17 protein-coding genes are annotated in these 15,510 nt (G+C 66.2%); 9 read left to right on the forward strand and 8 right to left on the reverse strand.

Annotated elements, in window-relative coordinates:
* Nucleotides 1–11: 11 nt before the first annotated feature.
* Nucleotides 12–962: an endonuclease domain-containing protein gene (locus tag ACFVVC_RS19955; protein ID WP_387457328.1), complete on the reverse strand. Its 951-nt coding sequence runs from the start codon at nt 960–962 to the stop codon at nt 12–14.
* Nucleotides 963–1,081: 119 nt separating this feature from the next.
* Nucleotides 1,082–1,660: a phosphoribosylglycinamide formyltransferase gene (purN, locus tag ACFVVC_RS19960; RefSeq protein ID WP_387457331.1), complete on the reverse strand. Its 579-nt coding sequence runs from the start codon at nt 1,658–1,660 to the stop codon at nt 1,082–1,084.
* A 39-nt stretch (nt 1,661–1,699) separates the two neighbouring features.
* Between purN and ACFVVC_RS19965 the strand changes: the two genes are divergently transcribed.
* On the forward strand, nt 1,700–2,131 hold the full coding sequence (locus ACFVVC_RS19965; RefSeq protein WP_387457334.1) for a hypothetical protein: 432 nt from the start codon (nt 1,700–1,702) through the stop codon (nt 2,129–2,131).
* Between the two features lie 18 nt (nt 2,132–2,149).
* On the opposite strand, the gene ACFVVC_RS19970 is transcribed toward ACFVVC_RS19965, so the two are convergent.
* Together ACFVVC_RS19970 and ACFVVC_RS19975 are read right to left on the reverse strand one after the other, a co-directional pair.
* Nucleotides 2,150–3,466: a DUF6350 family protein gene (locus ACFVVC_RS19970; protein WP_387457337.1), complete on the reverse strand. Its 1,317-nt coding sequence runs from the start codon at nt 3,464–3,466 to the stop codon at nt 2,150–2,152.
* A gap of 376 nt (nt 3,467–3,842) precedes the next feature.
* Nucleotides 3,843–4,316, reverse strand: coding sequence for a PRC-barrel domain-containing protein (locus tag ACFVVC_RS19975; RefSeq protein ID WP_387457340.1), 474 nt, complete (start codon nt 4,314–4,316; stop codon nt 3,843–3,845).
* A 252-nt stretch (nt 4,317–4,568) separates the two neighbouring features.
* Here ACFVVC_RS19975 and ACFVVC_RS19980 point away from each other — a divergent pair, with 252 nt between their 5' ends.
* Together ACFVVC_RS19980 and ACFVVC_RS19985 are read left to right on the forward strand one after the other, a co-directional pair.
* Nucleotides 4,569–5,726 (forward strand): glycosyltransferase family 4 protein, encoded by a 1,158-nt coding sequence (locus ACFVVC_RS19980; RefSeq protein WP_387457343.1) that lies wholly within the window; start codon nt 4,569–4,571, stop codon nt 5,724–5,726.
* Nucleotides 5,723–7,093 carry a UDP-glucose dehydrogenase family protein gene (locus ACFVVC_RS19985; RefSeq protein WP_387457346.1) on the forward strand — a complete coding sequence of 457 codons (1,371 nt, stop codon included), beginning with the start codon at nt 5,723–5,725 and terminating at the stop codon, nt 7,091–7,093. Before ACFVVC_RS19980 ends, ACFVVC_RS19985 begins: the two co-directional genes overlap by 4 nt.
* Before the next feature lie 3 nt (nt 7,094–7,096).
* On the opposite strand, the gene ACFVVC_RS19990 is transcribed toward ACFVVC_RS19985, so the two are convergent.
* Entirely contained in the window at nt 7,097–7,960 is an 864-nt protein-coding gene (locus ACFVVC_RS19990) for an HAD hydrolase family protein (RefSeq protein WP_387457349.1), read from the reverse strand.
* 203 nt (nt 7,961–8,163) lie between these two features.
* On the opposite strand from ACFVVC_RS19990, the gene ACFVVC_RS19995 reads away from it, so the two are divergent.
* Nucleotides 8,164–8,433, forward strand: a complete 270-nt coding sequence (locus tag ACFVVC_RS19995; protein ID WP_285244753.1) for a GlsB/YeaQ/YmgE family stress response membrane protein — start codon at nt 8,164–8,166, stop codon at nt 8,431–8,433.
* A gap of 227 nt (nt 8,434–8,660) precedes the next feature.
* Nucleotides 8,661–10,775, forward strand: a complete 2,115-nt coding sequence (locus tag ACFVVC_RS20000) for an EAL domain-containing protein (RefSeq protein ID WP_387457352.1) — start codon at nt 8,661–8,663, stop codon at nt 10,773–10,775.
* Between the two features lie 10 nt (nt 10,776–10,785).
* Here the strand turns inward: ACFVVC_RS20000 and ACFVVC_RS20005 are convergent, their stop codons facing one another.
* The gene (locus ACFVVC_RS20005; RefSeq protein ID WP_387457355.1) at nt 10,786–11,226 is read right to left on the reverse strand and encodes a hypothetical protein; all 441 of its coding nucleotides are present in this window, start codon (nt 11,224–11,226) and stop codon (nt 10,786–10,788) included.
* Nucleotides 11,227–11,446: 220 nt separating this feature from the next.
* On the opposite strand from ACFVVC_RS20005, the gene ACFVVC_RS20010 reads away from it, so the two are divergent.
* The gene (locus tag ACFVVC_RS20010) at nt 11,447–11,998 is read left to right on the forward strand and encodes a dihydrofolate reductase family protein (protein ID WP_387457358.1); all 552 of its coding nucleotides are present in this window, start codon (nt 11,447–11,449) and stop codon (nt 11,996–11,998) included.
* Between the two features lies 1 nt (nt 11,999).
* On the opposite strand, the gene ACFVVC_RS20015 is transcribed toward ACFVVC_RS20010, so the two are convergent.
* Together ACFVVC_RS20015 and mmuM are read right to left on the reverse strand one after the other, a co-directional pair.
* Nucleotides 12,000–12,350: a hypothetical protein gene (locus tag ACFVVC_RS20015; protein WP_387457361.1), complete on the reverse strand. Its 351-nt coding sequence runs from the start codon at nt 12,348–12,350 to the stop codon at nt 12,000–12,002.
* Between the two features lie 86 nt (nt 12,351–12,436).
* The gene (mmuM, locus tag ACFVVC_RS20020) at nt 12,437–13,384 is read right to left on the reverse strand and encodes a homocysteine S-methyltransferase (RefSeq protein WP_387457364.1); all 948 of its coding nucleotides are present in this window, start codon (nt 13,382–13,384) and stop codon (nt 12,437–12,439) included.
* Between the two features lie 116 nt (nt 13,385–13,500).
* On the opposite strand from mmuM, the gene ACFVVC_RS20025 reads away from it, so the two are divergent.
* The 3 genes from ACFVVC_RS20025 to ACFVVC_RS20035 are packed head-to-tail and all read left to right on the forward strand — an operon-like array spanning nt 13,501 to nt 15,500.
* Entirely contained in the window at nt 13,501–13,950 is a 450-nt protein-coding gene (locus ACFVVC_RS20025; RefSeq protein WP_387457367.1) for a hypothetical protein, read from the forward strand.
* Nucleotides 13,947–14,696 (forward strand): cyclase family protein, encoded by a 750-nt coding sequence (locus ACFVVC_RS20030; protein WP_387457370.1) that lies wholly within the window; start codon nt 13,947–13,949, stop codon nt 14,694–14,696. The genes ACFVVC_RS20025 and ACFVVC_RS20030 overlap by 4 nt, the downstream gene beginning before the upstream one ends.
* 30 nt (nt 14,697–14,726) lie before the next feature.
* A complete protein-coding gene (locus tag ACFVVC_RS20035; RefSeq protein ID WP_387457373.1) occupies nt 14,727–15,500 on the forward strand; it encodes an IclR family transcriptional regulator in 774 nt (257 codons plus the stop codon).
* The last annotated feature ends 10 nt before the right edge of the window (nt 15,501–15,510 follow it).

The raw sequence follows: 15,510 nt of genomic DNA on the forward strand, positions 1-15,510 counted from the left end.
ACGGGCACTTCTCATGGTGACCAGCCCCTGCTTAGCAGCGCAGCCCTTACCTTCGAGACCGCATGCCTGGCGTCGTTGTTGTCCATGTGTCGTTTTGAAATCCTGACGAGTAGCCAGCCGGCACGGTTGAAGTCTTCCTCCCGGGCAATATCTTTAACCACTTGGCCAGCTGCGGAATGCGCTTCGCCGTCGTATTCCACCGCAACCCGGTGCTCCGGGTAGCTCATGTCCGGCTGACGCACGACGCCGTCGCACAGTTGCGTGGGCAGGTTTAACCTCGCTTCGGGCAGACCTGCATTCGTCAGGGCCAGCCTCAAGCGCGTTTCCGGCGCAGAGTCGGAGCCCACGCGTGCTTGATCCAGCGCCAGGCGGGCCTTCCTTATGCCTGGGGTGCCTTTGTGCCGGTCCAGCATCTGGGCCAGGTCCTCAAGGCTGCAGTACGGCTCTGATCGGGACTCAAATGCGACTCTTGGAATCCTGACAAGGTGATCCGCCACGACCGTTAGTTCGTCAACGCTCATCTTTCTGGCGTTGTCCAGCCAGGTACGGGGCCTACTCGTCACCAACAATCCCTCCACGCAGACAATCTCGTCGTCAAAGAACTGTCCCACATGCCCTACGACTCCCCTGCGGCGCGGTATCGCCATCGTGTCGGGGCGGGAAATGTGGATGCGGGCATCATTGTCCCCGGGCAAATATCCCGGAAATTGCCAGAACGTGAAAGCGGTGGCGTGCGACGCGGCGGAGAACGCCGTAATCGTCGTAAACGGGCGGACAAACTCCGGCCTGGGTACGGCCTCCGGACCAGCTGGGACCGTGGCGCCCGGAATCCTAATGCCGCGGCTGGGGGCGGGCAGCCCATGGTGACGCAGTCTCCTGAGGCTTATGCCGGCGTCGACCGCTTCCTGGAAGGTAAACGGCCGATTCAGGAGAGGGCCCGGGAGCGGACTGGGAGTCTTCACGGCAACATCGTTGCAAATTTAGACTCCCCGGTTGGAGTTATCCACAGGCTGGAAGCGCCCGGGACATCTGGCCGGCAGTTGTTGTCGTTTTCCGAGCTCAGAACGACAACAACTGCGAGTCAGTTGGGTGGCGAGGGGTCTGCGGCGAGGGCGGCCAGGGTGGACACCAGCAGCCGGCGCTCCACCACTTTGATGCGCTCGTGCAGGGTCTCTTCGGTGTCCGAGTCCTCGATAGTCACGGCCTCCTGGGCAATGATGGGCCCGGTGTCAACGCCGGCGTCGGCCCAGTGCACCGTGCAGCCGGTCACCTTCACGCCGTAGGCCATGGCATCCCGTACGCCGTGGGCCCCGGGAAACGCCGGAAGGAGGGCGGGGTGGGTGTTCAGGTACTTCCCGTTGAAGGCGTCGATGAACTCCGGGCTGACGATCCGCATGAAGCCCGAGGACACCACCACCTCTGGCTTGAAGGCTGCCACGGCGTCGGTCAGGGCGGCGTTCCAGTCTGTGCGGTCCTGGTAGGCCTTGAAGTCCACCACGAATGTGGGGATGCCTGCCGCGGCGGAGCGTTCGACGCCGAAGGTCCCCTCCCTGTCGGCCCCCACCGCAGCGATTTCCACGTCGAGTTCCCCCGCTTTGACGGCGTCGATGACTGCTTGGAGATTGGACCCGGTGCCGGAGACGAGGACGACGATACGCATTGGTCCAGCTTAGGTGCACGCTCGCGTACGCTGGAAAACATGAACAGCCAACCGGGCCGGGGCGTCCAGCAACAGGCCAAACCCCCGCTCAGCGAGGCAGCAAAGGCCTCCCGCGCCAAGACCGCTGCCCTGTTCCGGATGTTCCTGGTCTCGGTCCTCGGCGCGCTGTTCGTCTACCAGTTGGACGTCAACTACCTGTGGCTTTCAACGGCCCTCACGGCGGCCGGCATGGTCCTGGGGATATTCCTGCTGGTCAGGGCCATCCGGTTGAAGGAATCCAAACTGGTTCTGGTCGGCACCATCTCGGGTTTGGTGGTGGCCCTCGTCATGGTGCCGCTGCTCGTCACTGCCATGGTCTTCTTCAACCAGGTGCGCGACTACCAGGGGTGCGTGGGCCGGGCACTGACGGACCGGGCGACTACTGCGTGCGTGACGCAGTTCCAGGATGTGCTGCCTACCAAGGTGGGTTAGCGCGCGCCGGCACGGCGCCTAACCGACGAGTTCGGCGTCGCGTTCCGGGGCGCGGCTGTCCTCACGTTCCAGCCAGGGCCCGGCGGCGTAGCCAATGACGACGCCGACGCCAACCTCGGCTGCCACCCACAGGCCGGTCCAGAGCGGGTCGGGCCCGATATCGGTCAGGCGGCCGAGCCCCGCGGACCCCCTGGCTGCCCAGGCCAGGCACAGCGTCAACACCCCGGCGGCCAGCCCGGCGAGAGCCCCCAGCACCAGGGTGGAGACGGTGGCGGTGAACCAGCGCGCATGGACCTTGATGGCGAGCCATTCGTCGAAGTGGTTTTCCCCCTCCCGAAGGAACCACCAGCCCGCCACGACGCCCGCCAGCACCGGTACGATCAATGCCACGAACGCGTAGTCCATGGGGCCGGACGGGATGGCTGCCAGGACGGGAACCGATGGCATGGGCCCCACCGCGGTGCCCAGCGGACCCGCCTGGGACCCCACGCCCATGGCGAAACCCGCACCTGAGGTCCAGGCGAGGGCGAAGACCACCAGGTTTGGCAGGAAGCCGAGCTGCGCAATGGTGAGGGCGGCGCCTCCCACGGGACCGGCGTCGAGCGCTTCATAGACGGACACCACGAGGTTCCAGTGGATGAACAGGTCCATGGCCAGCAGCACGGCGGCAAGGGTCAGCGCGGAGGCCACGGCCACGAAGCCGGCCTTCGCCGCAGAGGCGAAGTATGAGCCCGCCCAGCGGGAGTGCTGGCTGGTGCGCGAAATCCAGTCCACTGCGTCGACGCCGATGAGCCTGCTCCAGGAGCCTGCTTCCCGGCGGGCGCCGATCACCATGCCCAGTCCGCAGGGAATGAGCGGAACCAGCATGGCGTACCAGAGATTGATGACGACGTCGGTGCTGCGGCACACGAAACCGGTGGCCGCACCGAAGGCTGCGTAAATTACCCATGAGCCCAGCAGGGCCTGCCACAGTTGGTCGGTATAGGAGGCCCGGGCCAGGCGGCGGCCGGCGCGCCACGCCAGCAGGAAGGGAATCAGGGTCAGGCCAAGGGGTATCAGGTTCAGGACGTCCGAGCCGCCGTGTGCTGCCGGCGCCGGCCCCGCTCCCCTGAGTTCCAGCGGCACGCCGTGGACCAGGAGCCAGGACTGGCCGGCCAAGCGGGCCAATACCTCGAACTGCCCGTTCTGGAAACCCGCGGTGGCCCAGACGGCGACGATGGGCGCTATCACCACCAGCGCGGAAATGATGGCCGCCTGCGCTGTTTCAAGGGCACCCTGCAGCCACAACGGCATGGGGAGGCCACGGTTTCCGGTCTGATCAGCACGCAGTTTCATCGTGTTCCATGGTGTCACGCCGGGTGCGCCCTGCCCGCGAACGACAGGCTCCGCGGCGGCACTGGGTCAACAATCAAATGGTGGCCTGTCCGGCGCTTTTTCCGGGACCCGGCCGTAAAATTGGTATCTAAACCAACATCCCGCCCATCCGGGCGCAGTGCGATGTGTGCCGGCCGCCTGACGTGACCCGCGCCGGCCAAGGACCCGGATCCGTAAACCGGGAAACAGGAGCCGCGAATGAGAGATGAACCGTAAGTTCTGAAGATATTCGTCCTACTGGCTGGTGCACCCGCGGCATTCAGCGTGGTTGCACCAGCGCTTAACGGTGCGGCGCCGGGAACCTCCAAGGCTCCCGGCGCCGTTCACTGCGGAAGGGCTACTCCCTCGGCCCGTACTTCCGGAGCCGGGGGGCGGTGTCCCGTTCGGGGCTGATCCCGGCGGTGGGGGTGCCGGCGTTCAGGTCGGCATCGCCCTGCAGGTCCACGTCGCCGGGGTCGGATCCCATGCCGGTGCGGGCTTCCGTGTACGTCCGTGCGCCGCGGTCGTAGTAGGTGTACAGCCGGTCCTCCTCTTCAGGGGTGAGGTGGCCGTCGGCGTCCACCCTGGGAGCGTCCTTGACGTGCTCCTTGGTGAACGGAACCACCAGGTCCTCGCCCTCGCTGCGGGCCCCTTCGACCGGCACGAAGGTCTCGGACGTGCCGAAGAGGCCGGTCTTGACGCTGACCCAGGTGGGCTCACCCGTGTCGTCGTCGGCGTACAGCTGGCCGATCGAACCAATTTTTGCACCATCGGTGCCCACGACGTTGCCGCCCTTGGCAAGCAGGCTTTCGAGGTTTTCCCTGTTGAGCATGACGTCTCCTTGGTTGTGTCTTGGTACCGGGTTTGCCAGCCCGGAGCCCGGACACCGGGTCCCCCCGGTGTCCGGCCCCTGCCCCGGCTGCTTGAGGCGCGCTGACTACCCCCACAACGTAAGCATGCTTAGCATCAAATGCCAAGCCTACTTAGTATTTTTCCTGCTCGTGGGGCAGCTGTTCACCCAACCTTTCCCTGCGGGTCACGCCCTCTCCCCCGCCATTTCAAGGCATGCACCCACGGTTGAAGGGTGAGGATCGCAATCGTTGCCGAATCATTTTTGCCGCTGATGAATGGCGTCACCCATTCAATCCTGCGGGTCCTGGACCACCTCCAGGACCGGGGCGATGACGTCCTGGTCATTGCGCCGTCCGCCCATGACGGACAGGCGCCGGGACAGGTGAAGGGCGCGGCGGTCCACCGGCTTCCCGCGGTTCCGCTGGCGGGATACACGAATGTGCGGGTGGCACTGGGGGGTGTGTACCGGGTCAAGCGAATCCTTGCCGAGTACGCCCCTGACGTGGTGCACCTTGCCTCACCGTTCGTGCTGGGCTGGCGGGCTGCCCAGGCCGCCCATCAGCTCGGCATCCCGTCGGTTGCCATCTACCAGACCGAGGTTCCCAGTTACGCCGCCCGGTACGGGGTGCCGTTCCTGGAAAACTGGGCCTGGAACCGCGTGGAGAACATCCACCTGCTGGCCACGCGCACCCTGGTGCCGTCAACGTTCGCGCTGAACCAGTTGCGCGGACGGGGTATCCCCCGGGTGCGGATGTGGCGGCGCGGCGTGGATACCGCGAGGTTCTCGCCGGAGAAGCGCGACGACGGGTGGCGGGCTTCGGTTGCCCCCGGCGGCCAGCGGATCATCGGCTATGTCGGCAGGCTCGCGGTGGAAAAGCAGGTGGAGGACCTCGCCGCGCTGGCCGGGATCCCCAACGCGAAACTGGTGGTGGTGGGTGACGGCCCGCAGCGGGCCGCCCTGGAAGCCGCACTCCCCGGCGCATCCTTCACGGGATTCCTGGGCGGTGACGAGTTGGCACGCGCAGTGGCGTCGTTCGACTTGTTCGTGCATCCGGGCGAGTTCGAAACCTTTTGCCAAACCATCCAGGAGGCCATGGCATCGGGCGTGCCGGTGGTGGCCACGGGCCGGGGCGGCCCGCTGGATTTGGTGGAGAATTCGCGGACCGGGTGGCTGTACGAGCCGGGCGACCTGTCCGCCATGCGTGCCCGCGTGCAGGACCTGATGGGCGACGACGCCAAGCGCCGCGCGTTCGCCGCCGCGGCACACGCCTCCGTACAGAACCGAACCTGGCCGGCTCTCTGCACTGAACTGGTGCAGCACTACGCCGACGTCATCGCGGATGCCCCGGTGGCAACGGAACCGGTCAACAGCAAGGGAGCAAACCTGTGAAAATCTCCGTGATCGGCTGCGGATACCTCGGAGCCGTCCATGCCGCAACGCTGGCGTCCATGGGCCATACCGTGGTGGGCATCGACGTCGATCCCCGCAAGGTGGCGCAACTGTCCAGCGGCGTAGCGCCGTTCCACGAGCCCGGACTCGATGAGCTCCTCCGGGACGGCCACACCACCGGCCGGCTGCGCTTCTCCACCGACCCCGCCGAGGCCAAGGCAGCACAGGTGCACTTCCTGTGCGTGGGGACGCCGCAGGAGAAGACGTCCGACGCCGCTGACCTCACCTTCCTGGTCTCCGCGACGGAAGCCTTGCTGCCGCACCTGGCCGCGGGCGCCGTCGTCGTCGGCAAATCCACGGTGCCCGTGGGCACCGTGGACATGCTCCGCGGAGTGCTGGCTATCCGGCCTGACGTGCTGCTGGGCTGGAACCCCGAGTTCCTGCGGCAGGGAACCGCCGTCAAGGACTCCCTGGTGCCGGACCGGTTGGTGTACGGCGTGGAAGGGGGCCGGGCGGCGGCCTTCCACCCCGCCACCGGCGCGCCGCTGGGCGTGACGGCGGCACTGGACGCCGTCTACGAACCGCTGCTCCGCGCCGGAATACCCCGGCTGGTCTGCAACTTTGCCACGGCGGAACTCATCAAGTCAGCCGCGAACGCCTACCTGGCCACCAAGGTCAGCTTCATCAATGCCGTCGCCGAATTGTGCGACGCCGCGGGAGCCGACGTCGGCGAACTCAGCGAGGCGATGGGGCTGGACCCGAGGATCGGCGGCCGCTACCTGCATGCGGGCCTGGGCTTCGGTGGCGGCTGCCTTCCCAAGGACATCCGCAGCTTCCGGACCCAAGCCGCCGCAATGGGCGTCTCCGCGGTGGAGGACTGGATGGGCCTGGTTGATTCGGTGAACCTGGGCCAACGGGCGCGCACGGTGGACCTGGCAGCGGCTATGTGCGGAGGCTTGCTGGCAGGGCGTTCCATCACCGTGCTCGGCGCCTCCTTCAAGCCGGACACGGATGACATCCGCGACTCCCCCGCCCTGGACGTGGCGGACCGGTTGGCCGCCGCCGGTGCGCACGTCACGGTGACGGATCCCAAGGCGGTGAACAACGCGTGGCGCCGCTACCCCCGGCTCCGGTTCGAGGTGTCCACCGGGAGGGCACTCCAGGACGCCGAGTTGGTGTTGCTGTTGACCGAGTGGGACGAGTACCGGCAGCTTTGCCCTGCGGCCGCCGGCCGGCTGGTCAGACGCCGGGCGGTCCTGGATGCGCGGAACGTCCTGGACGCCGCGGCATGGCAGGCGGACGGCTGGACCGTGCGCGGGCTTGGAACGTCCGCGGGCGCGGTCATTGCCCCAGCTGCGGTCCGCTGAGGTTCAGCCCAGGAGCCCCAGATCGGCAAACGCCAACGCAACACCTGCCCCTGCCGGTCCGGCGGTGGTCCTGTCGGCCACGGCAAGGACGGCCGGGTGGCCGCCCTCCACGGCAATGCCCACCCCGGCGTATTCGAGCATTTCAATATCGTTGGCACTGTCACCAATGGCAACGATGTCGGCCCGGTGGAGTCCAAGCCGGGACTCCACCACCTGGATGCCCACAGCTTTGTGCGTGCCCGCCATGAAGATCTCCCCTGCACGGTCCCCCAGCGACGAGAGTGAACTCGGGATCAGCCCGACGTCGGGACCCAGCTTTTCCATCAGCCGCCGCAGAGGGACCGTCGAATCGAAGACCGAGATCTTGGCATAGGACGTGCTGCGGAGGTCGTCGCCGTACTGCATCGGCCCCAGGATGTCCTCCAGCGGGTCCACGTCGGTGCTGAGGATTCCGTCGTGCCGGGGCCGGCCGGCGAAGATGGGGCCCAGGACCTCCCTCAGCCGCTGGTCCACCCCGGTGCGGCCGTGCAGGGCCTCGGGTGCCTCCAGGATGTAGGCGGCCCCGTGGGCATCGAGGGTGTCCACGATGAGCGCCGCCAGGTCCGGCTCAAAGCGTTGGTCCCGAAGGACCTCACCGTTGACTTCCACCCTTGCACCGGCCCCCGTGATGGTCCCGTCGAAGCCGGCGTCCAGGATGTGGCCGGGCACCATGGACAGCGGGCGCCCGGTGCAGACGAAGACCAGGTGGCCCAGCCTGCGGGCGGTCCGGACCGCGTCCACGTGCGCATCCGGGGCCAGGCCGTGGTCCGCATAGGTACCGTCGATGTCGAGGAAGACGGCACGCGGCCTGGCGGTCTGGCTTGGCATGCCTGGGCTCCTTGGTCAGTTGCGGATCATCCAAATCCTATCCCCGGACGCTGCGCCATCCGGGCGGACCCAGTTGGCTTCTTCCGCCCAAAGTGACAGCCATCCTGTGATATTCAAGGCCTTGCACAACAAATAAGCCTGCTGATTGAATAAAGGAACCGGAAATGGGGGCCCGGCACAACTTACTGACAAGGAGTGACAACATGGGCATTCTCGGATTTCTCATTTTGGGCCTGATCGCCGGTGCTATTGCCAAGGCCATCCTTCCGGGCCGCCAAGGCGGCGGCTGGGTGGTAACCATGGTTCTCGGAGTTGTGGGGGCCATCCTGGGCGGCTGGATCGGATCGCTGATTTTCGGCGGCGGACTGGCCGAATTCTTCGACCTGCGGACATGGCTGCTGGCGATCCTCGGCTCCATCATCGTGCTGCTGGTCTACGGAGCAATCACCAACCGCAGCGGCCGCAGGGTGTAGCCGCACCACCACCTGTCCCATAAGCGAAAGGCGCCGGACTCCCCTCGGGAGATCGGCGCTTTTTCACGTTCCCGATGAACACACCGGCAAAACGGACAGCCGCCCAACAGCTTTGCCGGTGAGCCGCCCAATTTGCGGTCTGCCCTCTATGATGGCCAAGGGGTGGTGTTATGACCGGCTTTTCGAGCCGTGGCAATGATGTGGCATTACAAATTTTTGGTGCGGTCATGAATGCCAGTCCGGATGCCCTGCTGGCCCTGGACACAGACGGCATCATTCTCTGCGCCAACGCTGCTGCGGCCCGGCTCTTTGGGTTGCCCCAGGAGGCGTTTGCCGGTGTGGACCACCGGCCCCTGATCGCCGAAAGATTCCGCGTTGAGGTGGACAACCTGTTCCGGCAGCTCCTGGCCCACCCTGATCAACCGCAGCCGCCGCGTGAGATCACCGGCCTCCGCAGCGATGGAACCGAGTTCCCCCTCGAGGTTGCCGCCGCCGTCCTTCCCGCCGGGCCGCTGTCCGATCCTGCCCTCATCCCTGCCTGGCACAACGGCGCTGCCGGAGCACACCTCCTGCTCTCCGCCCGGGGGACCGCACACCGCCAGGCCGCCAACGACGGCCTGCGCGAAGCCATGTCACTGCTCACGGCCACCCTGGAATCCACTGCAGACGGAATCCTGGTGATGGGCATCGATGGGAGCGTGGCCGGATTCAACGAGCAGTTCCTCGCCATGTGGGGCATCCCGCCCGCATTCCTGGAAGCGGACAGTGAGGAGCCTGCGCTGCAGGTGGTGATGGCGCAAGTGGCCGACCCTGTTTCCTTCACTGCGCGGCTGAACGAAGTCCAGGAGGACCCGTCCGCCGAAAGCCACGACGTGGTTGAGCTGCTCGACGGGCGCACCTTTGAACGGTACTCACGCCCGCAGCGGGTGGGTGAGAAGATCGTGGGCCGGGTGTGGAGTTTTCGGGATGCGACGCCGCGGCGGAAGGCACAGGAGCAGGCGCACCAGGCGTTGAAGGATCTCGCGGAGCAGGCCGAAAAGTTCCGGGCCATGGCTTTCCAGGACCCGCTGACCGGGCTCGCAAACCGGGCGGTGTTCAACGAGGCTCTGGCCAACTCCATCGCGGAGCCACGGCTGAAGACGGTTGACGTCCTGCTCCTGGACCTGGACGACTTCAAGGAGGTCAATGACATCCTTGGCCACCAGGCCGGCGATGACATGCTGGTGGAGGTGGCGCGCCGGCTCCGAGGCTGTACACCCACAGCGGACGTGGTGGCACGCCTTGGCGGCGACGAATTCGTGGTGCTCCTGACCGCCTGCCCCGACCCGGACGAGATCGCGGCGTGCATTGTGCGGTGCCTCCATGTGCCGGTGACCATCGGCGGCACGGTCCTTCGTCCCAGCCTGAGCCTGGGGCTCGCCTCCCTGGGCCAGGACAGCGTGGGCCCCTCCGAATTGCTCAGGCATGCTGACATCGCCATGTATGCGGCCAAGGCTGCGGGCAAGAACCGGTTCCTGCGCTTCCACCCGGACATGATGCAGGCGCTGGTGCAGCGGACGCACATGGAAAGTGGCTTGCAGCTGGCGGTACCACGGGGCGAGATTACGGTCGATTTCCAACCGATCGTCTCGCACCGAATGGGGCAGGTGGTCCAGCTGGAGGCGTTGGCCCGTTGGGACCGCGGCGGCGAACGGGTGCCGCCGTCGATCTTCATTCCGCTCGCCGAGCGCACCGGACTGATCAACGAAATCGGGGCCGAGGTGATGGCCGCCAGCATGGTCCAACTGGCACGCTGGCTGAGCGAGGATCCGTCCCGGTCGCTGGCCGTGAACGTGTCCGGCGTCCAGCTGCAGGAGCCGGACTTCGCCGAAACGGTCCTCAAGCTGGCGGAAGCCAGCGGCGTGGCCCCGTACCAGCTGGTCCTGGAGGTGACGGAGAGCGTCTTTTTCGACGCCGACGGCGGCCTGATCGACCAGCTTGGGACGCTGCGGGACGCCGGAGCCCGGGTGGCGCTGGACGACTTCGGCACCGGCTACTCCTCGCTTGGCAGGCTGCAGGAGTTGCCCGTGGACACGGTCAAGATCGATAAGACCTTTGTATCCATGGTGCGGACTGGCAACGAGCGGTTGCCGATCCTCAGCTCCATGATCAACATGGCCCACAGCCTGGGCCTGACCGTCACCGCGGAAGGGATCGAGACGGCGGCGCAAGCGGACTACCTGACAGCCCTGGACTGCGATTCGCTGCAGGGCTACCTGTTCTCACTGCCAGAGCCGGGCGACAGGCTGATACCGGCCCTGCAGCACGCCGAAGAGGCGCTCAATGCCCTGAAAGGGCGGTAGGGCAGGAAGGCTAGGCTGCTTCCCGGCCGGATTGCCGCGGTTTTTTCGCGGGCAGTGGCGGGCGTGACGCTTGCGTGGCACCGGAAGAAGACTTCGCAGCGTCTGCTTCGGCGGGGCCGGCAGGCACGGGTGGGGTTGCTGTGGAGGAGTCCGACGCCGTTTCGTCGCCGAAGATTCCATCCTCGGCTTCAGAGCGGGTTTCCGGAGCGGCGGCACGGTTGCGTCGCCAGCGGCGGACCAGGTCGATGCCGGCCACCAGTCCGGCGACGGGGCTGAGGACGGCAGCGGAGTAGACGAACAGCAGCCACGTCAGCGTGGTCAGCGGCGGCTGGTTGTTGTTCAGCAGCGACAGTCCACCGAGCAGTCCCACCACCCAGAAGAGCAGCACGGCCGCCAGCACGGATCCGGCAGGGAAATACTGGTTGGTCACGATTTTTTTCAGGGTTTCCATGCACTTCCTCCTGCCTGGGCCGGGGACGGCGAAGGCCGTTCAAGACAAGTATGGGGCCCGGCCGGCACGAAACTGCGCAGGACGCCACGGCGAGTGACCAAACTAACCCGGCCGCCCGGCGTCGTACGGATTCCCGGTCCGAAAATGCCCTGCCGAACCCTTCCGCCCATCGGCTCCGGGCGCATAGCGTAGGGCTGAGCACTCGATCAATGGAGGACCCATGCGCAAAGTCACTGCCGGACTGTTCCACTCAGTCGACGGGGTGGTGTCAGAACCGTTCAAGTTCCAGTTCGACAGCTTCGATGAGGACCTCGGCCAGGGGCTGACCCGGATGATGAACACCGTGGATACCGTGGTGCTGGGCCGTGTCAGTTACCAGGAGTGGGCGGGCTACTGGCCCACCGCCTCCGCCGACCAGGACTTTGCCGCCTTCATCAACCCCGTGGAGAAGTACGTGGTGTCGCGGACACTGGCGGGGCCGCTGGAGTGGGAGAACTCGCAGCTGATGGATGCACCGCTTGAGGAATTCGTGGCGGCCCTGAAGGAACGTGACGGCGGTGAGATCGCCGTGTGCGGGAGCATCTCCGTGGTGCGGCAGCTGCTGTTTGCCGGGCTGCTGGATTCGCTTCAACTGATGACCCACCCGGTCATCGCGGGCACCGGCCGTCGCCTGTTTGAGGACGGCGACCCTTTGACCCGCCTGGAGTTGCAGGAGCAGTCCCGGACCAGCAAAGGGAACGTGCTCAGCACGTATGGGGTCCGGGCCGGGTAGGTCATGCCGCCAGGGGCGCCCCGAACAGCTCCTCCGCGAGCCGGGGCAGGTGCTCCGGGATGTCCGCTTCGGCCCCGTGTTCGCCGCGGCCAAGGAAGACAGCGGTGCCGCGGATCCCGTCCAGGTCCAGGCCGCATTCGTGCATGAGCTGGCCGGCGCGGAAATTCACCGGCAACAGCATGGCCGCGCTTTCGGCATTCAGGTACACGTGCCAGTCACCGCGGATCACCGATTCAAGCGGACCGTCCACCAAGGCTTCCAAGGCCGGCAGGTCCGCACCCACCTGATCCATGCGGATGGGCTCGGCGTTGTTCGCCGGTATAACGAGTGCTGCGTACGTTCTGCTGTCCATGATTGATCTCTCCACAGGTTTTAACATGCGGGGAGGGTGTGGTGTTCCCGACCCGGCGTAGCCCGTGGGCAGCACCCTGTTGGTGCTTAGCTGGCAGCTGCGACGGCGGCGATGTCGCCGGGGGTGGTCCGGCAGCAGCCCCCAATGATCCGGGCACCCTGTTCGCGCCAGGCAGGGGCCCAGCCGGCGAGGTCCCGGGGCGCCCGCTCCGCCGTTCCGCCGATCCCGGCCGCACCCCATGTCTTGGTGTCCGGGTGGTAGGTTTCGCCGGAGTTCGGGTAAGCCAGCAGGGGCTTGTCCGTGTGTTGCCGCAAGACTGAGAGTGCCGGTGCCACCAGGTGCAGGGGTACGCAATTGACACCGACCGCGGCAACATGCGGGTGCGCATCGAGGAGCCTGGCCACGTCCGCCAGGGGTGTGCCGTCGCTGATGTGGGTGCCATCTCGCAGGGTGAAGGAGAACCAGGACTCGACGCCGGCTTCCGCGGCGAGTGCCAGCAAGGACTCCGTCTCGGCGTAGGAGGGCAGCGTTTCACAGGCCAGGACGTCGACGCCGGACTGGACGAGGGCTGCGATGCGGGGCTCGTGGAAGGCACGGAAGTCCGCCGGGCTGAGGACGTAATCCCCGCGGTATTCGGAACCGTCGGCCAAGTAGGCTCCGTACGGCCCGACCGATCCCGCGATGAGCAGCGGACCGGCGTCAGGGTGGTCCGCCACGTGCTCCCGCCGGGCCTCATCCGCCAGCCGGACCGACAAGCCAACCAGCTCCAGGGCCTCCTTCCCGCCGATTCCCCGGGCCGCAAATCCTTGGGGCGTTGCCTGGTAGCTGGCGGTGGTTGCGATGTTGGCACCGGCGGCGAAGTAGTCCCGGTGCACGTCCCTGATCAGTCCAGGCTGTTCCAGGAGGACCTTGGCGGACCACAGCGGATCGTTCAAGTCGCAGCCGCGCGCTTCAAGTTCGGTGGCAAGGGCGCCATCGGAGACTAAGCCGGCGCTGTCTTCAAGCGAGGTGGTAAGGGAAAGGCGGTGAGGCATCGCAACTCCGGTCAATTGGCGCAGTTTTATTCATTATAGACAAGTTTCCATGCTTGTAATGCATATCACTCTGTGTCACCATGACAGCATCGACCACCACCCCAGGAGGAAAATTCGTGAGTGTGCACCTGAACAGCGTCCGCAAGCTGCGGGTCCATTGGCCCATCAGTGCAGAAACCTTCGGCCGCATCGCAGCCGGAGATGCTCATGCCGTCCAGCAGGATCCGGGGCTGGCAGAACTCCTGAAAGCCGTCGAACAGTTTCCGGACCTTGGTGATTTCGGGAACTACAAGCACGTCTTCGAATCTGGAATCGGGTTCGAGGGATTCTCTTGCGGCGAAGGGGCCACGCCCACCCTCGGCCGCGTGGGCGAGCAGACCCTCTCGCCCACGTTCGTCTTTACCACCTATTTTGATGCCACCCTGGCCGACGCCGTCCTGGAGCGTGCCATCCAGGAACTGGTGGCCATCCACCCATGGGAACTGCCCGTCATCGAGGTGACCGGTCCACTCAGCGTTGCCGGCGGCCTGCACCGCAAAACTCCCTCGGCAGCGGCAGCGTCATGACCCTCACCACCACTGCCGCCTGGCCCGCGCTGCAGTCCGCGCTGGCAGGCAGGACGTTCACGGACCTCACCCACGCCTTCCACCCGGGCCAGCCCCGTTTCGCCGCTTTTCCGGACGAAAGCCGGGAAGCGCTTTTCGATCTTGAAAAGGGCGACGGATTCACGGCCCACCGGTATTCGATCGTGGGGCAATGGGGTACGCATGTGGACCCGCCGTCCCACTTCATCCGCGGCGGCCGCACCCTGGACCGGATTCCGGTCCAGGACATGATCCTTCCCCTTGTGGTGCTGGACATCACCCGGCGCGTTGAGCAGGATCCTGATGCCACCCCTGCGCTGCAGGACGTGCGGGACTGGGAAGACCGGAACGGAACAATTCCCGCCGGATCCTTCGTTGCCCTGCGGACCGGGTGGAGCCAACGGTGGCCTGACGGGGAGGCAATGGCCAACAGGGACGCCGACGGCGTAAGCCACACTCCCGGCTGGTCCCGGGAAGTGCTCTCCTTCCTTATCGAGGAACGTTCGATCTCCGCTGTCGGGCACGAGCACACGGACACGGACCCCGGGTTGGCGACGTCCCGGGGAGACTTCAGCCTGGAAAACTACATCCTCGCCCGGGACCGCTGGCAGATAGAGCTGCTGGCGGACCTGACCGGACTTCCGGAGTCCGGGGCCGTGGTGGTGGCCAGCTGGGCAAAGCCACGTGGAGGAAGCGGCTTTCCCGCCCGCGTCTTCGCCATCTCCTGACCGCCGCCAAGGGTCATCTAAACTCGGACCATGGTGAGGACAACAAGCATGGGGCGGGGAATCATGGCAGTCCTGGCTGCCGGGGAGCGCCACGCCCGCGGCCTCCCCGGCGGCAGTGTGGCCGAGATCGCCGCGGACCTCGGCAAAGACCGCAGCCAGGTCTCCAGGAGCCTGCGGACAGCGGAGCAGGAGGGTTTCCTCCAGCGGACGCCCCAGCGCACCTTTGCCTTGGACTGGGGTGTCTTGACGGACGCCCACCTGCTGACCCGCCGTCGGCTGCATTCCGACGGAGCAACCGCGTTGGAGCACCTTTCGAGCCAGACCGACGAGGGGTGCTTCCTGGGGGTTCTCAGCGGCAACAGCACTGTGACTGTGGGGGAATGCATCCCCGCCAGCAGCAGAATGGTGGGCTCCTGGCTGGGCCGGCCCTACCCCGCCTACTGCAGTGACGCAGGTCAGGCGCTCTTTTGGGAAACCTCCGATGACGAAGTCCGTAAGATCTTCGCGGGCGTACCTTTCAAGCAGCACGGCCCAAACACGCCGGCCAACGTTGAGGAATACCTGGCGCGCCTTAGGGGTGCACGCCTGCGCGGTTATTCAATCGTCGACGAGGAAGCGGAACCGGGGCTCTACTCGCTGGCCGTGCCCGTCAGGGACTTCAGGGGTGAGGTAGTGGCCGCGCTGCAGGTGGTTGGACTCAAAAGCCGCATCGAACCCAGGCAGGCCGAACACGCAAAGGCGCTCCGAAGCGAAGGTGAATGGCTTGAAGCCATGCTCGGAGGGCATTCGCCCAACCATCCCTAGGCCCAGCGGA

The organism is Pseudarthrobacter sp. NPDC058196 (assembly GCF_042882685.1).
Classification (GTDB): Bacteria; Actinomycetota; Actinomycetes; order Actinomycetales; family Micrococcaceae; genus Arthrobacter.